Raw genomic sequence first — 20150 nt, 5'->3', positions numbered from 1 at the left:
GTCAGCCGGTGAACGCTTACCTACCGGCTGATGGCTGCCTCTGGCTGGTTCAGCATGGCGATCAGCGGATTCTTTGCAAGAACATAGTCTCGCATCAGGTATCCGATCAATAGACCCAATACGAACCCGCCAAGATGAGCAGCCCAGGCCACGCCGCCCTGGGCGGTAAACATCCCGAACAGATTGATCAGGCTCCAGATCAGGAAATACCAGTGAGGGGCCAGTTTCTTCTGGTAGATAACGATCATGAATGTCAGGCTGGCATGGCGGAACCACATGAGATAGAGGCCGAACAGGGCTGCGATGGAGCCGCTGGCGCCTACCAGTAGCAACGGTCCTTGAGAGGCATCAAACAGCATAAGCTCTGCCAGTGCGGCGACCACCCCAGACAGCAGATACAGGCCTAGAAAAGTCCAGTGGCCCAATGCGTCTTCCAGGTTGTCGCCGATAATCCACAGAAAATACATGTTACCGACAAGGTGCATCAGCCCGCCGTGAACAAACTGGTAGGTAAACAGTTGCATGGCCACATGGGCTGCACTCGGGGAATCTGAGTTAAGGCCAAGGTTCAGAAAGATCCATTCGTTGGAGCCGGCGTCATAGACGCCACTGAAGAAGACAAGTGTGCATAGTGCGATGAGTAACCATGTCATCCAGGGTGTGCGATGAGGCTGGATGTTGTATTCAACAGGCATGGCCGTGAAGAACTGGAACACCCAGGATTTCCAGGTGACCTTTTTGTTCAGTTCCGCCAAGGCATCCTTAAGCAACGGCGAGTGAATGACTTGATCCACTTCATGCTGGTCAAGCCAGACACCGTCGCAGGTCGGGCAGCAGTCGATCTCTACGCTGTAATCGGCCAGTAACTGGTAGTGCGTCATGGAAACCCTGCATCTGGTGCACTGGCGATTGCTTACGCCCAGTTTCGGCCCCAGGTGCTGTTCATGATCGTAGTGCTCAATATGATCGTGGTGGCCGGTTATGGCGCAGTTCAGGCTGCCATCTTCAAACCACACCCCATGGCAATGCCTGCATTCAGCAATTCGTTGGTCGCCTCCCTGGAGTGGCCTCAGGGTGCGGGTGTCGCAGGCAGGACAGTAGGATTTCACAGTTGCTCCATAACTTGCTGATCACGCTTTTCCAGGAACCAGTCAAGAGTTTGGGTGAGGGTCCAGGCCGCAAGCATGTAAATCTGGCACATGATCAGAAGGCCGAAGGTTCCGGAAACAAGATGTATAACGACTAGCGGGATATTCGCGACGACAAACAGGGTTGTAAGCGAGCCATCTTTGACCTTTTTTCGGATGTGGTCCTTGAGTTTAGCCGGTTGCCACCGCCGGATCGACTGCACTTCTGCCGGGGTTAATTCCGCCACAATCCGGGAATCCACGTCCAAATGCCAGCCACTATCCAGGGGGGTCTTCAGATCAAGGTAGCTGCCTTCTGATCCTTGGCGAAGCTCGAGTGCTAGGGACGTGCTTTGCTCTGAGTTCAGATGACTGATGGTGCGATTGGCCAGGTCAACAGAATACACGTGCCGTCCGGTGCCGAAGGTAACGCTTGCTGCTGTAAGAGCCAGCCAGAGGCCCGTCCAGCAATACAGAATCAATAACAGGTTGTTCTCGCCCCATGCTGTGTAGGTAAACGGCACCACAAAGCCGTAAGTCAGCACTGCGATTACCGGGAACCAAACCACGAGCAAACTGGTCAAGGCCGACCGGTTGCCGGCAAGCAGAAGTTGCCCTGCATAACGGTTGTGGTTTCGGATTTGTTTCAGGCTATCTAGCGGGTTAGTAACCGCCTGAGACGGTTCCATGCTGGCGGTCGTCATGACTTACAGATTCCTTTCTATTGGAAGAAATACCAATTCATAGGGCAAACCGGCACTGAGCCGTTGTATGTTCTGGGAGGCGGCACCGGCAGTCACATTGGAAAGTGCTAAAGCGTAATCTGTGCCGTTCGCTCGCAGGCTGTGCAGAAGAAACATCGGCTCACCCGGAGGCGTGGTGCCGCGCCAGACTTTTTTCACCGGGCGGATCAAGCCTCTGGCGAAAGGTGGTAGCGCGTCCTTTGAGGACAATTCTTCCAGCAGGTCGCTGGTGCCTGCCAGCGTTCCTTGTTGAAGCAGAAGTTGGCCATTGCGACGGAGCCCGACCACCGCATCGGGCCATGTCAGTTGGCGCCATTGTTCCAGGGATTCCAGTACCGGCAGTTCCCCGGTGTCAAAGCTATTCCAGAATTTAGCCAACTTGCGGAGATCGGTCTCCGACAGGAGCGTGAGACTGCGTTCGTATGGTCCGGCCGGCTCACCTTTATGCCATACGGTTTCGTACTCCACTTGCCTTGAGCTGTACCGGCTAGTTGGAGAATTGTCGATACCGCGAATGGCGATGATTTGCCCTGTGCTCCAATCGCCGTCGGAGTAGGCCCAGGATGTCAGTGTTTGAATGTCCGTAACACGAAAGTTGACCAAGGCGCGGTTGACGCAGCGAACCAGAAAGCGGGGATGAGTTCCCGCCCGGGCGAGCACCGGGGCTTCGCAGGTTTCCGGGTCGATGCCGAGGTCTGTGTGTGCTAGCGGTTCGTCTTTGTTGGGCTTCAGCCAGCGCAGGGTCTCCGGTGTTTGCGTTAGCCGCTGCTGAAGGTCTTCGGCGAGTGCCGATATTGTCGTTTCTGCTTGCGTTGTTACGGTGGTGAACAGGCAGGCTACCAGTGCCAAGGCGCTGAAAGTGGGTTTAACCATGATTGATCAGCTCCTTGCCGCCTGCATGGTTTGCCTGGCCGTGGAGCCAAAGCCGCCACGCTGGCTGGTGCCGGTGAAGGTTCTGCTGGTGTTGGCTGCCAGTTGGCTTTTGGTTCGTGTTACGGGATCACGAAGATTCTGGTTGCCAAGGTACTGGCCGTTGGCCATCACGTAATGCCAGAGGAAGGGCGTGTGGCTGCGATAAGTCGAGCCCTGGCCTTCATCACCACTGCTGCTCAGGGTCTCGTCGGAAATGCTGTACACCGGCTGCAATTGCCTGTCATCCAGAGATTCGGGCGCGGGCCTGGTTCCCTCATAGGTGCCATCAAGGATGGCTTGATCGACCAGAAAGCCTGAAAAGGGGGGGCGATAGTAGCCATCTGCTGTGCGCTCGCAGATGGAGAGATCGTCAATGCCGCACCAGCCATTTTCACACGAACTGTTGACGGTTACGTGAGCAAAGTCCGACTCACATTGGTGGCGAGAAGTGTACTTTGGGGCGAGTGACGGATGCCGCTCTGCTGCCTCTGCGTTTAGTGTCTCGCAATAGTCCTGTGCGCCTGGCAAGGCGGTCTGGCATGCCTGCAGGTCGCGAAAAACCCGGACCTCCGAATGCAGTGGGTCCAGGCCAAGCACAGCGAAGGGCGTAGCACCCATTAGCACCAGCGTTGCGGTCTGGGAGCGTTTCTGACGACGGGTACGGGTTGGCAGTATGGCGTTTGCCTCGTCCTGAGTGGCCATGGAGTGTCCTTCTCCTGTATGCAGTTTGGGCGGGAATTTATAGCAAGCGAAAGGAAAGGTCAATCCGGTTGGACTTGGCGACTTTCCCGGGTGTGGAAATGCCGGTAGACTCTCGCGCTTCAGGAAAGTATTGGACTGGCCCGCCTCAGGAGAAGGACACTCCATGAAACGTATTCAAATGGCTCCCCGCCCGGATTGGTGCTCTCAGGCGGAATCCTATGGATTCCATTTTCGTTTGCCCGGCGAAGCCGGCAAACCCGGCCATCTGAAAGAAGATGGCGTCACCCCGACTGAGGGGAAGACAATCCGACTGGCAAGGGCGCCACTGGCCAACGGTGGGGTCTGAAGGAAGCCATAGGAAGTTAACGGTACACAACGCAAGTGAACCTGCTTCGGCAGTTCAGGTGGGTCAGCGTGCGAAATAACGCGAAGCCCGATACTCAGTCAGACCTGGGCTGTGTTTGAGGGTGGCATCGTTAACAGGGAGCCGGTGCAGTAACCGGGGAAGCCTGACACCGAATCCGGCGACGCCGGAGGCTGTGGCGCAAGGTGAAAGCCGAGGCCGCAGTCGGTGCGAGGTGGCAGATGAAGCCGTAGTAGTGAGGAAGTTCCGGCCTGAGAAGCCTGGTAACAGCGTGGAGGACAAAACCGGAATGACCGCTGGCGGAGGTTCAGCGGACCGGTCAGGGTCAAAAGCTCTGATCGGATGCGAAGGGCGGAAGTCATTAACGAGAATGACGGACGACGAGTGAGAGGTGGACGCTGTGTTCACAAGCTGCCCGACGGGGCAGGGACGTGCACTGGGGTGCTGCGGGAACGCAGTGGCTCTGGTGTTCTCCGGACAAGGGAGTAGAGCGATACCGTGGCGGCAGATTGCCAGAGCGCTAGTACCCGGACGGATCGCCTGAAACAGACCGGCAGCCAGACCGATCCTCGAAGCCGTCACCACAGAGATGAGCAGGCATGAGGAAATACTACAGTCTGTACGGGCAATTGCTGTCAAAACAGCGCCTGTATGAAGCCTTCAGACACATCAAACGCAACAAGGGCGCGGCCGGAATCGATGGGCAGAGCCTGGGTGCGTTTGAGGCGAATCTGGAGGTGGAGCTGTCGTGCCTGTTGCTCGAGCTGAAGGAAAAGCGCTATCGGGCGCAGCCGGTCAGGCGCGTCGCCATTGCCAAGGACGATGGTGGTGAGCGTTTACTGGGCATTCCAACGGTTCGGGACCGGGTTGTGCAGCAGGCGTTGCGCAGCATCCTAGAGCCGATCTTCGACCCGGGCTTTCACCCGTCGAGCTACGGGTATCGTCCGGGACGCAGTGGTCACCATGCCATTGGCAAGGCGGAGTTGTTCATCCGCCGATACCGGCGTGAGTGGGTCGTGGATATGGACCTGTCGAAATGCTTCGACACACTCAACCATGACCTGATCATCCGCCAATTCCGCCAACGGATCACGGACGGCAGTGTCCTGTCACTGCTGCGCCAGTTCCTGGAAAGTGGCGTGATGGTGGGATACCACCTCGAAGAGACGGAACTGGGAAGCCCTCAGGGTGGCGTGATCAGTCCGCTGATCGCAAACGCCTACCTGGACGCCTTCGACCAGTTCATGAAAGCGCGGGGGCACCGGATCGTTCGCTACGCGGACGACATCCTGATCCTGTGCGGCTCACGAGCGGGCGCGGAGAATGCGTTACGGGTTGCCCGGCGCTATCTGGAAAATGAGTTGAAGCTGACGGTCAATACCACCAAAACCCACATCGCCCATAGTGATGAAGGGGTTAAGTTCCTGGGCGTGGTGATACATAGCAAGTACACCCGCATACAGGGAAAGAAGGTGGTCAGGCTTAAGCAGAAGCTGAAATCACTGACGAAGCGAAACCGGGGCATCGGACTCGCGGCCATTATACGTGAGCTGAATCCGGTGTTGCGGGGCTTTGTCAGCTACTTCCGGGTGGCGAACTGCGCGCGGGTGTTAAAGCAGGTGATGAGTTGGCTAAGGCGGCGCCTGCGCTGCCTCCAGCTCAAGCAGTGGAAAAAGCCGAGTCGGCTGCATCGGAGGCTGAAACAGCTAGGTTACCAACCCCCGTTCCGGCATATCAAGATGCAAAGCTGGCGCAACGCGGCGTCCCCACTGGCCAGTCTGGCCCTGCCCAACACCTACCTGCACAATGACCTGAAGTTGATGGATCTTGCGAAGGTCAAAACCGGCATCACTGTCCCCGAGTTCGGGGTAAGTTAATGGCATGAGCCGTATACGTGGCCCGTATGTACGGTTCTGTGAGAGGGATGAGGCGGTAACGCCTCACCCTACTCGCTATACCCTGGAGGGCGAACCCTATTGGGATGAAACCGCCTGTTATCAGTTTACGCTTGCCGAAATTGAAGACGGTATTGAGGCTCCCACTGAGGAACTTCACGCAATGTGTCTCGATCTGGTGGGTGAGGTGGTCTCAAGCGAGCGCTTGTTGGATCAATTGGCGATACCCGGGAAGGCCTGGGATCTGATCGCCGAAAGCTGGAAGTTTTCTGAGCCGTCACTTTATGGGCGAATGGACTTCTCGTTCGATGGTGCCGGGCCTGCGAAGTTCTACGAATACAACGCGGACACCCCAACCTCTCTCTATGAAACCGGGTTCTTCCAATGGTTGTGGCTTGAACAACAAATTGAGCGAGGGCAACTGCCGGCAGGCGCCGATCAGTTCAATCGATTGCAGGAGGCTCTGATCGAGCGGTTGGCAATGATTGGTCGTGCAGGGCAGTCGTTTCACCTGGCCTGCTGCCGGGACCATCCCGAAGATGCCGGTACCATTGAGTATCTCGCCGACTGCGCGGATCAGGCCGGGCTTAATCCCAAGACCTTATTTATTGATGAGATTGGCCTTGGAGAGCGTCAGCGATTTGTTGGCCTTGATGATGAGCCTGTTGATCAATTGTTCAAGCTATACCCTTGGGAATGGATGTGGCAGGAATCTTTTTCCGATTATGTGGGTGCCAGTGGCACCCAGTTTGTCGAACCGCCATGGAAGCTGATCCTGTCGAATAAAGGTATCCTGCCTTTGTTGTGGGAGCGCCATGAGGGCCATCCAAATCTTTTGCCAGCCTGGTTTGAAAGCGATAAGCGACGTGATCCGAACCTCGAACGCTGGGTTCGCAAGCCGTTGTTCTCCAGAGAAGGTGCAAACATTGCGATTGAAACCGGCGCCGGAGTGGAGGCTCAGGTTGAGGGGCCATATGGCGATGGGCCAACCATCATTCAGGGTTGGTGTCCGCCTCCCCGTTTCTCCGGGCACTATTGCCTAATCGGGAGCTGGATTGTGGGTAACGAGGCTGTCGGGATGGGTATCCGTGAAGACAATACGGCGATCACGCGCGACACGTCGCGGTTCGTCCCGCATTTCATAGACGGCTGACGAGCGCCGCTATCCCGCCAGGTAGTTGCTCGCAAACGCCTGCAACTCCCCCGCCACCCGCTGCCGAATCGCGGCGCGGTCGTTGGGATCAAGCCCGTACTTCTTTGCCAGTACCTCAAAATCCTCATCCCGCAGGGTGATGGTCAGCCGGGGTCTGGCCCGATTCTTACGGTAGGGCAGCTGCAGGACTTTGCGCACCATATCAGCGGTGGTCATGTCCTGCAGGGCTGCAGACACCCGGAAGGCGCGCTGGATGTCGTTGGAGAGATCAAAGGCCAGTTGCACCGCCTGAACCGCTTGTTCTTCTTTTGACCAATCCGGTTTCTTTGCCATTGGCTTAGCCTGGATAGGCGCCCCCGTGTTGGGGGCGCGTAAAGTGTTACTGAGCCTGGTTGCCTTTCAGGCGGGCAAGGACATCGTTTACCGCGTCTTGCTCGCTATCAATGCCAGCGGCCTTCAGTTTCTCATCCAGGTCGGCCCCAGTAAGTTCTTTCTCAAGCGTAGCGCTGGCGTTTTGCCGGTCTTCTTCCCGGGCCTGGCGGTCACGGATGCGCTCCAGTGTTTCCTTGGCGGTGCTCAGGGAAGACTGGTTGCTGTTAATGTTGGTGTCGATCTGGGCGGTGGTGCGCAGTACCCGCTCGTTGGTTTTCACCACCTGCAGTTCCCGGCGGTAGTCGGCCAGCTGCTTTTCTGCCCGCTGTACGCGCTCTTTCAGGCCGCTGATGCGCTGTTGCAGCAATTCGCGGGTCTGGGTCAGTTCCCCAGCGCGGCGTTCGTGGCCCACAATGCGTTCGGCCACTTCCCGGGCCAGGTCTTCCTGGCCTGCGGCCAGGGCTTTGCTGGCGTCCTGTTCGCGTTTGCTGGCGCTGTCCTGCTCAACGCGGATCTGCCGGGCCAGCGATGCGGATTCGGCCATCAGGGCGGCCAGTTCCTGCTTGGCCTGTTTCAGTTCCTGTTCGGCGTCTCGCAGTTCCTGTTCCAGAATGCGGTTGCCCTGGCCATCCACAACGGCTTCACCCAGTTCGTTAACGCCACCGCGCATGGCGGTCAGGATTTTCTTCAGTACGGTTCTCATGGTTCAGCCCTCACTCAAGCCAGGTAGTCTTCAAAAGTCTGTAACAGGTCGATGGCATTCTCGGCGAGCGTGACCAGTTCCTGCATGATTTCGGTCGTACCGGAGGTGGGGCTCAAGGCGCCATACACCACGTAATGATCGCCGGTTCTTCCCAGTGCGCTGAGGGGCATGGGTACGCTTAGGCGGAGCATGTTTTCATGCAGCTCGTTCAGGCGTTCCGGGTTCAGTTCCTGTTCGTCAAAAAGGTACGCAAGGCACAGAATCTGGGTGTCGGTTACGGTAACGTACACCGGCGTTTCTTCAGCGCCGGAAACGACCACTTGCAGTACCGGCTCGTCACCGGCTACGGGCATCACATCAAAGGTACGGCCTGCATGGGTAGCATCACCCAAGGCCAGGGTGAGGGATTGAGTGTCCACGAATAGCTCCTTCCTGTGGCATTGAATCGGTTCGGCCGATCCGGACGAACCTTGTCCTGTCGCTTGACATTTTATGTCAATAAGCCGAGTCTATACTCCGCAATTAAATATTTGCAAGAAATAGTTTGTTTGCGTTATAAACAACGCCTAATTGTTGACATGAACTGTCACCCCTTGGATTTACCGGAACGGATGTCTGGTCGCGTATGGAAACATTCTTCGCAGTTGCGTTCTCCTTCCCGACGGTGGTTTTCTCCGTACTGCTTTGCGTGGCCATTATTTACTGGCTGATTTCCCTTTCTGGTATGGGTGATGTAGACGCCGAGGGTGATCTTGATGTTGCTGGTGATTTCAGTGGTTTGATGGTGACTCTCGGCTTGCAAGGCGTGCCCCTGCCGCTGGTGCTCACCCTGTTGTTCCTGGCTGGCTGGTTGACCAGTTATTTCATTGATCTGGCCTTGGGCGCACTGGTGCCGTCGGGCATTCTGCACTGGTTGTACGCGCTGGCGGTGCTGTTCACATCCCTGGTTAGCGGCCTGTTGGTCACGTCCATTGTCGTTCGCCCCCTTCGGCCTCTGTTCCGCCGTGCCTATCTGCCGCCTCTGCAAAAACGCATTATCGGCACACCCTGCGTGGTGATTTCTTCCTCGGTTTCTGAAACATCTGGGCGGGCAGAAGCCCATCTGGACGGTGCTCACCTGGTGTTGCAGGTGCGCAGCCATTCCCCGTTGTCCCATCGGGAACGGGCCATTCTTATTGAACACATTCCGGACGCCAACGCCTGGTGGGTGGTACCGGAATCTGAGTTTCTGTCCGGCGGTTCCGCCGGTTAACCCTGCACAAGCGTCCTTCCAATCAGCTCAGGAGAAAGCGTAAATGGATTTATCTTGGATCATCCCGGTCTTCATGACTGTCGGCGTTCTGGTCTTGTTGATACTGGGCATTCTGGCCCTGTTCAAGGCTTTCTATCGCAAGGTTGATCAGGGCCAGGCCCTGATCGTGAACGATCTGTCGCCCACCCCGAAGGTGTACTTCACCGGGGCCATGGTGCTGCCGGTTATTCACCGTTCCGAGACCATGAAAATCTCGGTGATTACCCTGGAGCTGAACCGCACCGGTAAGGAAGGGTTGATCTGTAAGGACAACCTGCGGGCGGATATCACCGTTGCTTTCTACCTGCGGGTCAATGAAACCGCAGAAGATGTGCTGCGGGTTGCCAAGTCGGTAGGTGTTGGCCGTGCTTCTGACCGCGATGCGGTCAACGAACTGTTCAATGCCAAGTTCAGTGAAGCGCTGAAAACCGTTGGTAAGAAAATGGAGTTCATGCAGCTGTTCGAAGAGCGGCAGCGGTTCCGGGATTCGATTGTTGAGACCATCGGCGAAGATCTGAATGGCTATATCCTCGAAGACGTGGCCATCGATTACCTGGAGCAAACACCGAAAACCTCTCTGGATCCAAACAACATTCTGGATTCCGAAGGCATCAAGCGCATCACCGAAATTACCGCACTGCACAACGTAGAAACCAACCGCCTGGAACGTGATCAGGAGCTGGAAATCCAGCGCAAGAACGTCTCCGCCCGCGAAGCATCGTTGGAGTTGGAGCGTAGTCAGGCCGACGCAGAAGCCCGTCAGCGCCGTGAAATTGAAACCCTGCAGGCCCGTGAAACCTCGGAAACCGAGCAGGTACGTGAGCAAGAGCGTGCCCGTGCTGAAGCCGCCCGCATCAAGACCGATGAAGAGCTGGCGATTGCTGAAGAAAACAAACAGCGCCAGATCGAGATGGCCATGAAGGCCCGTGAGCGTGCGGTGCAGATTGAGGAAGTGCGCATTCGCCAGGCCCGTGAGCTGGAAGATGTAAACCGTGAGCGCGCCGTAGAGATCGAGCGCATCGGCATGGAGAAGGCGCTGGAAGGCGAGCGTAAGGAAATTGCCGACATCACCAGTCAGCGTATTGCGGTTGAGCGCAATGTGGCGGAAGAAGAAGAGAACATCAAGGATGTGCGCAACCGTTCTGAAGCTGAGCGCCTGAAGGTCAAGAAAGTGGTAGCTGCTGAAGCGGATGCCGAAGAGCTTAAGTTGATGGACGTGAAAGCTGCGGAAGCCGCCTTCGAACGTTCCAAGTTTGAAGCTGAACAGGTTCGAGTCAAAGCCCAGGCAGACCTGGATGCCGCCGAGAAGAAGTCGGTTTCGGATGAGAAGCTGGCCCGTGGTCGTCAGGCCATGGCAGCGGCCGATGGCCTGGCCGATGCCCAGGTCAAGGAAGCTCAGGCAACTGCGATCCGTGCGGATGGTCTGGCCCGTGCCGAAGTTAAATCGGCCACGGCGAAGGCTGACGAAGAAGCTGGCCTGGCTGAAGTGCGGGTGCTGGAGCAGCGCCTTGAAACCGAAGCCATGGGTGAAGAGAAGCTGGGTCTGGCCAAAGCGGATGCCCGCAAAGCCATGGTGCTGGCGGATGCCGAAGGCGAGCAGCGTATGGGTCTGGCCAAGGCCGATGCCCGCGAAGCCATGGCCAAGGCCGAAGCGTCTGGCCTGGTCGAGAAGCTGAAGGCCTACGACAACATGTCTGAAGAGGCTCGTCACTTCGAAGAATTCCGCATGAACCTGGAAGTTCATGAGAAGGAAGTGATGGCGCAGATCGAAGCCCAGAAGACCGGCCTGCTGGAAAATGGTCGCGTGATGGCGGCGGCCCTGAAAGACGCCAAGTTTGAAATGATTGGCGGCGACGGCGGCATCTTCGAGAAGTTTGCCCAGGGGCTGGGTTACGGCAAGAGTGTGCAGGGCGTTCTGGATAAGTCGCCCTCGCTGCAGGCAGCCCTGGCCGGCATCGCCGGACGGGTTTCCGGTGAGAAGTCCAGCCGGACTTCGGAAACCGCCTGAAGCCCCAGCGACCGCCGGTCCAAGCACCGGCGGTCGCTGTTCCCATTCCGATTTCCCTTCAGTTCAGGATGATTTGGTATGTCGACGGATCGCACCGGCCTTGAAAGCATTGTTCAGGAAGGCTCTGCCTTCGAAACCATCCAGCGGCGGCTGAAAGAGCAGGGCGGACAGCTCCGGGAGCAGGTGTCCGGGTTGAATCAGGCCCGGGAAGAGGTTTTCGGCAGTGCCGGCATGAACGTACTTGGCCGGGCCCGGGTCAGAACCGAAAACAATGCCATTGCACGGGACGTGGTTCGTCTTGGGGACAAACTGCTGTTTGGCTTCAATCTCCAGCTTGGCTTGCGCAAGTCCCTGGCGGTTGAGGATGTGTTCCGGCTGTACCACCTGAATGACGGCGACAGCGGTTTCGAAATGACCGAAGCCGCCATCGAAGGCTCCTTCCTGACCGATGCCCGCTTTGCCACAGACTTCCGGGAACTGCAGCAGTACTACAACACCGCCACCCTGTCTCAGCTGGTCATCCTCAAGGGCATGTTGCTGATGGCGTTCCGTATTGGTGACAAGCTGGACGACCTGAGGGTGTTCCGCTGGGAACTGAAGCCGGATGGCAACGTAAACCGATACGTGGACAACCGGGGCGAGCGCGACCTGACCTTCCCGGACCGTTTCAGCTTCCCCTGGAAAACCGTTGGCCGTGACAGCCAGGTACAGGGCCGTTCGCCGCATCTGAACATTGCCGACACCCTGTTTGTTGACAACCTGCGGGGTAACATCACCTTCAAGGTGGAGAACAACACCGCCACCGGCGAGGGCATCTATCAGGACGCGGTGGAGTCTGACTCCCAGTCCCTGGATGACGCCAGTTTCGACTACGCCGACCTTGGCGAGATTCTGCTGGTGCGGATTCTGCCGTTCAATGAAAAGCACTGGCGCTACTACCTGTTCAATCGCACCCAGCGCAAGGTTGAGCGGGTGGATGCCATGGCCGGTTCGGTGGCGTCGTTGCCGGACAATCACGGCCTCATATTCCCCTCCGGCTATTACCTCACTACCGGTGAGCTGAAAACCTTCCAGATTCCGGAAGGGGATTTCCGGCTCAAGCGTACCCTGCGCTCACCGAACGGTGAGGACATGCTGTATGTGTTCTATGAGCAACTCACCGGGCAGGTGATTCTGTTCCGATACAACCTGATCCGGAAACAGGCGGATGTGCCCCTGATTGGCCATGGCTTCGCACTGTTCGAGAACGGTCATCTGGTGGTCTTCAATGCCGATAACGAACCGACCCTGGTGCACCCGCTGCAGGTATGGAAAACCCCGTTTACCTCCGAGAGCTTCCATGCCCAGGCCAGCGTGGCAAACGATTCGGAACTGGCTCGGATTGGCAATCCGGAACTGGTGCGGGGTATTGCCGAATTAAACACGGTAGTGACGTTGGTGGACTCCTCCAGCGCCAGTGAGCGCCACTTCACCAGCCTGATTCGCACCGTTGACCGTGTGCTCGACCAGTTCTTCTGGCTGTCTGGCAGGCAGGAAGAGGTTCTATTCTCTGGGCTTCATCAGCACCTGACAACCATCCGTGGCACTGCGGAACTGGTACTGGATGAGTATGAGAAAGTTCAGAGCATCCGGGCGCAGACGGAAACCGCCGTTAATGATGTGGCTGAGGCTCAGGGCATTTTGATGCGAGACCTGAAGCCGGACAGCTGGAAAGCGCCGGATCAGTTCGTCAGTTACCTGGCCCGCCTGCGCGAACATCGTGGTCGGGTGCGCACCCTGAATGATCGGCGATATGCCGATAAAGCTCGTATCGAAACGCTGGAAAGCGATCTGGCCGACGCTGAGGAGCGGCTAACGGAGCGAACCTTCCGTTTTCTGGCCTCACCGGAGGCGCTGGATGGTTACCGCAAGACCCTGACCGAATTACAAACCGACCTGGCCGAGGCCGACACCCGGGATGCCCTGCGCAAGATTGTAGACCGCTACCGGGAGCTGACTTCCGGGCTGGATATGATTCAGGGCATGCTGGCGTCCATGGCCGGTGACGATGCCGCGCTGGAAACCGCCATCACCGATAACATCTCCGGCATCTACGCCACCATCAACCAGCAGCGTTCGGAAGCGGAACTGCGCTTGAAAGAGCAGGGCAGTGCCGAGGCCCGGGCCCAGTTTGCCGCCCGGCTGCGGTTGTTTGAGCAGAGCCTGGCCAACGGCGTGAGTTCCCTGACCGATGTGCGGGAATGTGATGGCCTGATGACCCGTATGCTCGACCAGTTGCAGGAACTGGAAAGCCAGTTTGGCGAATACGATGAGTTTCTTGCCGCCATTCTGGAGCAGCGTGAGAACGCCCACGAAAGCATTGAGGCCCGGCGCCAGCAACTGCAGGATCAGCAGCAGCGCCGGGTAACGACACTCACCGATGCCGCCGAACGCATACTCCGGAATGTCACCCGCCGGACCGAACGGTTCGCCAGCCCGGAAGAACTGCACGCCTTCTTCGCCTCCGATGCCATGGTGGCGCGCCTGCGCAGCATGGCCAAAGAGCTGCGGGAGCTGGGCGCGGCCATGGAAGCGGATGACTGCTTGGGGCAGCTCAAGGCCGCCCAGGACACCGCGCTCAGAAGTGTTCGCGATAAAGCCGATATCTTTGAAGACGGCGGCGCGGTCATCCGTTTGGGCAAGCACCGGTTCAGCGTTAACCAGCAGGAGCTGGACCTGACGCTGATCCCGCGAGACGACCACGTGCTGCTGCACCTGACCGGCACCCAGTATTACGAGCGCCTGGACGAGCCAGAGCTGGACCGCCTGCGCGGCTACTGGAATATGAGCCAGCCGTCGGAGTCAGACAGGGTCTACCGGGCCGAGTACCTTGCGGCACTGGTGATCGAGGAATTCCGGCAGGCATCTGATCTGCCCGTCAACGTGGCCGATCTGAATGAGCTGACCGACTACATCCGTAAATTCGCCTCCCCCCGCTACCGTGAGGGCTATGAAAAAGGCATTCACGACCACGATGCCGCTTTGGTCGTCAGTACCCTCTGGCCGGCTATCCAGAGCGCCGGATTGCTTCGATTCAGCCCCAAGGCCCGTGCCCTCGCCATGCTGTACTGGGCCGAGGTGGCCCGGCAGGATCTAGCGGCACAACAGTTGCGTTCACGCTGCCTGTCTGCCGGTATTCTCAGCCGGATGATGCAGTCGAACGAATTGTTGTACTCCCTGGAGCAGGAACTTGCTCCGCAGATGTCGGAGTTTGTCGCCCATCATCAGCTGGCGCTGGCGGAAAAAGGCAGTGCCGAGCGTACCCTGATTGAGTCGGCGGCCCAGTATTTAGTGCAGCAGCTGGCGGAGGAAAACGAGCAGTTTGATATCACCCGTTATGCGGGTGAGCTGGCGGCCGGTTTCACCGAATCCCTGAAACGGGATAACCAGTTTGCGCAGTACCAGCAAGCACTGGATGTGGTGAGCGGCCAGCCGGCGGCTCGCTGGACCATTGCCCAGCATTGGCTGAAGGCCTGGATGGGCAAAACCGACCAGCAACACCTGATGCATTACCTGCCGGAAGTGGTGGCCGTCCTCAATGTGGGCGATGCCATCAAGACCGGCGTGCGCAGCGTTGAGTTGGCCTTTCATGTGGATGGCCTGCTGGGCCAGCACAGCCGCATAAACGAGCGCACCCTTAGCCTGCAGCTGGATGAGTTCGATGAGCGCCTGCGCTACCACCGCCAGGAAATCATTCCCGGCTGGCAGCAATTGCAGGAAGTCCGCCACAAAGTCCTGGAGCGCTGGCGCGATCAGCTGCGCCTTGAGGAGTTCAGGCCCCGGCCGCTGTCGTCTTTTGTGCGCAACAAACTGATCAGCGAAAGTTATCTGCCGATCATCGGCGATAACCTGGCCAAGCAGATGGGTACCGCCGGTGAAGACCGGCGCACAGACCAGTCCGGCCTGTTGATGATGATTTCGCCACCCGGCTACGGCAAGACCACCCTGATGGAATACGTGGCAAACCGCCTGGGCCTGATCTTCATGAAGATCAACTGCCCGAGCCTGGGCCACGACGTCACCTCGCTGGACCCGGAAAAAGCGCCGCACTCCACCGCCGAGGCAGAGCTGATCAAACTCAACCTGGCCCTGGAAATGGGTAACAACGTGATGCTGTATCTGGATGATATCCAGCACACCCATCCGGAGTTCCTGCAGAAGTTCATCTCCCTGTGTGACGGCACCCGACGCATTGAGGGGGTCTGGCGCGGCCGCACCCGCACCTACGACATGCGCGGTAAACGCTTCTGTGTGGTCATGGCCGGTAACCCCTACACCGAGAGCGGTGAAGTGTTCAAAGTGCCCGACATGCTCGCCAACCGGGCTGATATCTACAACCTGGGTGACGTGCTCTCAGGTATGGAGCACGCCTTTGCACTGTCCTACATCGAGAACAGCCTGAGTTCCAACCCGGTGCTGGCGCCCCTGGCCACCCGTGGCATGGCGGATTTCTACCGCTTTGCCGACCTGGCCGAGGGCAAGTCGGTGGCGGACTCCGATTTTGAACACGATTACAGCGCCGCCGAGCGGGACGAAATTGTCTCCCTGCTGAAAAAAATGATCCGGGTGCGGGAAACCGTGCTGCGAGTGAATCAGGCCTACATAGCCTCCAGTGCCCAGGCCGAGGCCTATCGCACCGAGCCGACGTTCAAGCTGCAGGGCAGTTACCGGAACATGAACAAGCTGGCAGAGAAACTGTCGCCGATCATGAGCGAGGATGAGCTGGAAGCCCTGATTGATGACCATTACCAGGGCGAATCCCAGCTGCTGACCCAGGGCGCGGAAGAAAACCTGCTGAAACTCAAACAGATGCGCGGCACCCTGAGCGAGGCAGAAGCCGCCCGCTGGCAGTCGATCTGCGAAGAATACCGCCGCCGCCAACAGGCCGGTGGTGATGAAGAAACCGGCGTGAAAGTAGTGCGCCAGCTGGGCCTGATTTCCGAGCACATGCAGCAGTTGGGACAGCAATTGGTGGCCGGAATGGACAGCCGAAGGGAGTCCGAACCAGATCTCGACAAGGCCCTGAGCCAGTTGTCCCGCTCCCTGGAAACCGGCCTCACCGAAGGCCTGCAATCGGTTCAGCTGAATCCCGCAGTCACCGTCAACTTGGACAGCCCGCCGCAAGTGGGCGATGCCCTGATGGCGTTTGCGAGGATCTTCGAGGAGTCCATTGTGCCGCTTGTGAAAACCATGGATGGCAAGCTGGACCTGGATCTGAAAACCCAGCAGGAAATGAGCCGGGTGTTGAGGGTGATTCGGGAGTTGCAGGAGCGGCTGCTGACCCAGTAGTCGGTAAATGTTGATGGTATACAGGCAGGCCGCTGGAGATCATCTGGCGTCTGACCTTGAACTGAGCAGGAATGAAAGCTTCAAGGATGAAAGACATGCCACCTGGAGAGCAACAGCTTTGGCTTTTGGCGTTGAGCGGCCCCTTGGTCGCTTTGAACCGCAAAGCGGGGGCTAGATACGATGTCCCTTCGTTCTGGGCAGCAGATGCAGGCACTGAACAAGGCGACTTACTCAGCTCCGCCTGGGGCATTGAAGATCGAGAGGGCCTGCTTGAGACCGTCTCACGCATGGCTGACCGTGGCCACGCGGTTTCGATCGGAGCGAACTATTGGGCCTGGCATCAGGTTTTGCCCAGCGACCGGGAAAGTGCTCGATCAGAGATGCCTGAATTGAACCGCCTACGGGATCTGTTTCTGGATAGAACAGCCCTGCTTACAGGCCCCGGGGGCATTCGTGCCTGGGATTTGGGGCGCATGAGTTATCTTCTGCGCAACGGATTGTATCTCGGGTACATCAGCGAGCAGGAATGCCAGTATCTTCATCTACAACTGGGATATCGCGCGCTTTACTGGTATCGATCCTGGGATCAATACCTGTGCGGTTACTTCAGTGGTCGGATGCTCTGGATGGCACTGGAAATCGAGTCCCCGGATGAATTAAAGGCATTTTTGTTCGATGAAGCCCCGCCCTGGTTGAGCCGCATTTTTAATGAAGTTTTGACCGATCCCGACAACCCGGCCACTTATTTACCCTGGGCAATGGCTCTTGACCAGATCGAGCGCCCGAACTCTCTCGGTGAGGAGGGGTTATGAACGAGGCGTATTGGGGCGTTCTGGGGCTGACACCGACAGAGGATGAACGGGTGATCCGAAAGGCCTACCTATCGCTCCTGCCGGGAGTGCATCCAGAGGAGGACCCGGACGGATTCAGGGCACTGCGGGAGGCCTATGAGTTTGCTCTCGAAAGTGCCCGGCAGAACGATCTTTTGGACGGAGATGATGAGCCGCAGGCAACGATTGAAGATCCAGAGCTGATCGACGCGCAGCGATGGATGGATCAGCTGATCTCTATAGCGAATGATCCTGAACAGCGCTTTCTGGAGGCATCGTATGAAACTGTCCTCCAGGAGCTGACGGCCTGTTCACTGCAGGTCCGTTATTTACTGGCCCAGCCAACCTTCAACTGGGCTCTCGATAACGGCTGGCTGCCAAATCAGGTGTTAGCCAGGTTAAGGGATTTCCTGGATTGGCGAAGCCTGTTGCTCCGGTATTCGTCGGAGCAGAGCGCACAGCTTGAGGGGGTTCTCGACGGGCTGGATGCAGCGGACGTATTCGACCTGTCCACGCTCGCACCATTTCCGACCCATGCTCAAAGTGCCGCACTGAGCTATTTTTCTGCCTTGGTATCGGCATTTGGGCGCGGCAATCTGCGTGAGATCGACCGGTTGCTGAACGAGCATGGGGTCACGGTGATTCCGGCATGCCGGGAATTGGCGATACTGCTGCTACGTTGCCATGTCGCGATAGAAAAACGTGTGCCTGATGTCTGGTTGAGTTGCGCTGAGCGGATACTGCCGGCGCTTGCCAACCAGCGGCCGGATGACGCGGCCTGGCTTTTTGCACACCTGCATTTCCACAGAAAGGATTATGCAGCCGCCATGACCGCTATTCGGCCGATGATTTCGGTAGATGCGGCTCCTGCGGTAAAGAGTTTTGTGATTGAACTGCATCGCCGTTGTGGTCAGGAGTGGGTCCCTCTGTGGACGGTATTGCTGAACCCGGATTTGCGGGACATGCCGAATGCCGCGGATTGTATGATCCTGGTTAAGTCGAAGCACGCCTTGGCCATTGTCGACAGCCCCTTGAGCAAGCAGGTGCGGCGGTTTATTGATGCCAGACTTTCACCTTCGGCTTCCGCTGTCATTGCTGACATGGTTCCCATTGGCGATGGCGATGGGCTCGCGTCACTCTATGGATGGGTAAGGCAATTACAAGGCGCGCCGTCGTTCTTGCAGAATGAGTTCGCGCACCGTTGCAAACAAGATTGTGGCCCGGCAAATTTTGAAGTGTCATTCCAGATTGCGTTAGACCTCGTGGAAGCACACAGCTCTCGTCAAAAGATCTTGAGTTACGAGTTTGATGAGCTGATCGAAGCCGCGGAGAAAGGCACCTTGCCGGCCGCATCACGGTTTACCTTGTTGAGTGCAATCAGTCGCCAGCCAGACATGTCCATCGAGGCCCTGCAGCGGCTTGCCGATGCCGCAGGCATGGACGTGGAGACCGCAAACCAGACTTTGATACCACGGACAGCTGTCGAGTGGGCGGAGCTGCGCCTGAACCTTGCAGGAGAGCATTGGGTCGATTGTGCTGATTTTCCGCTAAGCGATGATGACATCAGCGACTGTATTCGTTTTGGATTTCTCCTGGATTGTCATCCGGGCTGCCTTTGGGAGGCTTCCTGGAGGGGTTTGCTGGAGCGTGTTTCTCATCAGCAGGAGAACACGCTGTTCCGGCGCTTGTCAGGCCTGCTGTTAGGCTTGAGCGATGGCTCGAAGGGTATCGAGGACATTAAAGAGTTCTGCCGTGCCAACGTGAACCTTATGGACTGCTCTGGATTTAGCCCCACTTTTGCACGGCTGCTCTGTGCCTCTCGGATGAGTTACATCCTTCTGCAGAATGGGTTTGAAAAAGAACAGCTCCCTGACGCCAGCTGGGTGCCTGTTCTGGCTGCGGTGTTGGGTGCGTGTCAGGCCAGCTTCGTCGATAACATGTTGTTCTACGCGCTCCTCACCATTGATAAAGATCTCGGGCAAACCTTCTCTGATCGGCTGGCAGCTCGAGAGGCACCCGCATTGCACCGTCTCAAAATACCAGGCGGTGTCAGGTTTGCCGAGGCCATCTCCATGGCGCCTGGTGACCGTGCCAAGGTTAATAACTGGGGCGACGGCTTCCCGGACTTTGTTGAAGGGGCGGTCGACATACTGGCAGTCCTGAATCGGCACCAACCCCATGAGCAGCCTTCACAAGACCTGGTTCGACGAGTGTATGCGACCTATGCCGGGGAAAGTGAGCATCAGGAAATCGCCGGCAGGCTGCTGTGCGGACTGATTCTGGGTAGTCTAAAAAAACGACTCATCGATACGCGTGAACAGGCTAAACCACCCAAAGACACGGCCCTCTACCCATTCTGGTTCGGGGGTCTGCTGAGCCGCCGCGGTTTTGCACTTCATCTGCTTTGCTACTTTGCCGCGGGTTTGGCCTGGCTGTACTACCCGGCCACTCCGCCATTCGGTGTGTTTTTACTCTTTCTTGCGGCCATGACGACAACGATGTTGAGCAGTCTCGTGCGTCGGATGAGAGACGCTGGCCTGGGTAAGGTAAGGATGACTCTGGCTGCACTTGTGAGCGTCGCTATGCCTGTCATTGGCCTGGTGATAGCCACTGCACTGATATTCAAACCCTCGGTTCACAGCCGTTCCGAACAGCCTGACGAAGCCAGTGGCTTATTGTCGGCAATGTCGGGCTATGGCGAAGCCGGTCGGAAACCGTAAAG

15 protein-coding genes are annotated in these 20150 nt (G+C 57.5%); 8 read left to right on the top strand and 7 right to left on the bottom strand.

The features are described from left to right. Positions 1–20: 20 nt before the first annotated feature. From ACNSOI_RS18525 to ACNSOI_RS18510, 4 genes are read right to left on the bottom strand one after another with little or no spacing between them, the layout of a single operon-like run. The gene (locus ACNSOI_RS18525; RefSeq protein WP_420194756.1) at positions 21–1109 is read right to left on the bottom strand and encodes a rhomboid family intramembrane serine protease; all 1089 of its coding nucleotides are present in this window, start codon (positions 1107–1109) and stop codon (positions 21–23) included. Then, positions 1106–1831, bottom strand: coding sequence for a hypothetical protein (locus ACNSOI_RS18520; RefSeq protein WP_420194755.1), 726 nt, complete (start codon positions 1829–1831; stop codon positions 1106–1108). Before ACNSOI_RS18520 ends, ACNSOI_RS18525 begins: the two co-directional genes overlap by 4 nt. Before the next feature lie 3 nt (positions 1832–1834). After that, complete coding sequence (locus tag ACNSOI_RS18515; protein ID WP_420194754.1) at positions 1835–2743, bottom strand: hypothetical protein; 909 nt, start codon at positions 2741–2743, stop codon at positions 1835–1837. 6 nt (positions 2744–2749) lie between these two features. Beyond that, the gene (locus ACNSOI_RS18510; protein WP_420194753.1) at positions 2750–3484 is read right to left on the bottom strand and encodes a DUF1190 domain-containing protein; all 735 of its coding nucleotides are present in this window, start codon (positions 3482–3484) and stop codon (positions 2750–2752) included. 163 nt (positions 3485–3647) lie between these two features. Here ACNSOI_RS18510 and ACNSOI_RS18505 point away from each other — a divergent pair, with 163 nt between their 5' ends. From ACNSOI_RS18505 to ACNSOI_RS18495, 3 genes are all read left to right on the top strand, one after another. Then, a complete protein-coding gene (locus ACNSOI_RS18505; protein ID WP_420194752.1) occupies positions 3648–3830 on the top strand; it encodes a hypothetical protein in 183 nt (60 codons plus the stop codon). Positions 3831–4447: 617 nt separating this feature from the next. Then, positions 4448–5725: a group II intron reverse transcriptase/maturase gene (gene ltrA, locus ACNSOI_RS18500; RefSeq protein ID WP_420194047.1), complete on the top strand. Its 1278-nt coding sequence runs from the start codon at positions 4448–4450 to the stop codon at positions 5723–5725. Between the two features lie 4 nt (positions 5726–5729). Continuing rightward, entirely contained in the window at positions 5730–6896 is a 1167-nt protein-coding gene (locus ACNSOI_RS18495; RefSeq protein ID WP_420194751.1) for a glutathionylspermidine synthase family protein, read from the top strand. A gap of 9 nt (positions 6897–6905) precedes the next feature. Here ACNSOI_RS18495 and ACNSOI_RS18490 read toward each other — a convergent pair whose 3' ends face one another. From ACNSOI_RS18490 to ACNSOI_RS18480, 3 genes are read right to left on the bottom strand one after another with little or no spacing between them, the layout of a single operon-like run. Continuing rightward, a complete protein-coding gene (locus ACNSOI_RS18490) occupies positions 6906–7229 on the bottom strand; it encodes a hypothetical protein (RefSeq protein WP_152439358.1) in 324 nt (107 codons plus the stop codon). Between the two features lie 46 nt (positions 7230–7275). Continuing rightward, the gene (locus tag ACNSOI_RS18485) at positions 7276–7971 is read right to left on the bottom strand and encodes a PspA/IM30 family protein (protein WP_072676040.1); all 696 of its coding nucleotides are present in this window, start codon (positions 7969–7971) and stop codon (positions 7276–7278) included. Positions 7972–7985: 14 nt separating this feature from the next. Then, positions 7986–8390 carry a YjfI family protein gene (locus ACNSOI_RS18480; RefSeq protein ID WP_058091627.1) on the bottom strand — a complete coding sequence of 135 codons (405 nt, stop codon included), beginning with the start codon at positions 8388–8390 and terminating at the stop codon, positions 7986–7988. 206 nt (positions 8391–8596) lie between these two features. Here ACNSOI_RS18480 and ACNSOI_RS18475 point away from each other — a divergent pair, with 206 nt between their 5' ends. From ACNSOI_RS18475 to ACNSOI_RS18455, 5 genes are all read left to right on the top strand, one after another. Continuing rightward, positions 8597–9223 (top strand): hypothetical protein, encoded by a 627-nt coding sequence (locus ACNSOI_RS18475; RefSeq protein WP_138436009.1) that lies wholly within the window; start codon positions 8597–8599, stop codon positions 9221–9223. Between the two features lie 43 nt (positions 9224–9266). Beyond that, positions 9267–11270: a flotillin family protein gene (locus tag ACNSOI_RS18470; protein WP_286252385.1), complete on the top strand. Its 2004-nt coding sequence runs from the start codon at positions 9267–9269 to the stop codon at positions 11268–11270. Positions 11271–11348: 78 nt separating this feature from the next. Continuing rightward, entirely contained in the window at positions 11349–16598 is a 5250-nt protein-coding gene (locus ACNSOI_RS18465; RefSeq protein ID WP_420194750.1) for a DNA repair ATPase, read from the top strand. A gap of 95 nt (positions 16599–16693) precedes the next feature. After that, a complete protein-coding gene (locus ACNSOI_RS18460; protein WP_420194749.1) occupies positions 16694–17410 on the top strand; it encodes a DUF1266 domain-containing protein in 717 nt (238 codons plus the stop codon). Further along, positions 17407–20148, top strand: coding sequence for a J domain-containing protein (locus ACNSOI_RS18455; protein ID WP_420194748.1), 2742 nt, complete (start codon positions 17407–17409; stop codon positions 20146–20148). Before ACNSOI_RS18460 ends, ACNSOI_RS18455 begins: the two co-directional genes overlap by 4 nt. Positions 20149–20150: the final 2 nt, after the last annotated feature.

This window comes from Marinobacter sp. GH_1, from assembly GCF_048595985.1.
Taxonomy (GTDB): Bacteria; Pseudomonadota; Gammaproteobacteria; order Pseudomonadales; family Oleiphilaceae; genus Marinobacter; species Marinobacter shengliensis.
Note: the sequence above shows the minus strand (reverse complement) of the source record. Positions and strands in the feature narration are given on the sequence as shown.

What these genes read in the sequence shown, in the direction of transcription:
- ACNSOI_RS18520 (WP_420194755.1), bottom strand. Translation starts at nt 1,831, where the DNA reads ATGACGACCGCCAGCATGGAACCGTCTCAGGCGGTTACTAACCCGCTA.
- ACNSOI_RS18515 (WP_420194754.1), bottom strand. Translation starts at nt 2,743, where the DNA reads ATGGTTAAACCCACTTTCAGCGCCTTGGCACTGGTAGCCTGCCTGTTC.
- ACNSOI_RS18510 (WP_420194753.1), bottom strand. Translation starts at nt 3,484, where the DNA reads ATGGCCACTCAGGACGAGGCAAACGCCATACTGCCAACCCGTACCCGT.
- ACNSOI_RS18505 (WP_420194752.1), top strand. Translation starts at nt 3,648, where the DNA reads ATGAAACGTATTCAAATGGCTCCCCGCCCGGATTGGTGCTCTCAGGCG.
- ltrA (WP_420194047.1), top strand. Translation starts at nt 4,448, where the DNA reads ATGAGGAAATACTACAGTCTGTACGGGCAATTGCTGTCAAAACAGCGC.
- ACNSOI_RS18495 (WP_420194751.1), top strand. Translation starts at nt 5,730, where the DNA reads ATGAGCCGTATACGTGGCCCGTATGTACGGTTCTGTGAGAGGGATGAG.
- ACNSOI_RS18490 (WP_152439358.1), bottom strand. Translation starts at nt 7,229, where the DNA reads ATGGCAAAGAAACCGGATTGGTCAAAAGAAGAACAAGCGGTTCAGGCG.
- ACNSOI_RS18485 (WP_072676040.1), bottom strand. Translation starts at nt 7,971, where the DNA reads ATGAGAACCGTACTGAAGAAAATCCTGACCGCCATGCGCGGTGGCGTT.
- ACNSOI_RS18475 (WP_138436009.1), top strand. Translation starts at nt 8,597, where the DNA reads ATGGAAACATTCTTCGCAGTTGCGTTCTCCTTCCCGACGGTGGTTTTC.
- ACNSOI_RS18470 (WP_286252385.1), top strand. Translation starts at nt 9,267, where the DNA reads ATGGATTTATCTTGGATCATCCCGGTCTTCATGACTGTCGGCGTTCTG.
- ACNSOI_RS18465 (WP_420194750.1), top strand. Translation starts at nt 11,349, where the DNA reads ATGTCGACGGATCGCACCGGCCTTGAAAGCATTGTTCAGGAAGGCTCT.
- ACNSOI_RS18460 (WP_420194749.1), top strand. Translation starts at nt 16,694, where the DNA reads ATGCCACCTGGAGAGCAACAGCTTTGGCTTTTGGCGTTGAGCGGCCCC.
- ACNSOI_RS18455 (WP_420194748.1), top strand. Translation starts at nt 17,407, where the DNA reads ATGAACGAGGCGTATTGGGGCGTTCTGGGGCTGACACCGACAGAGGAT.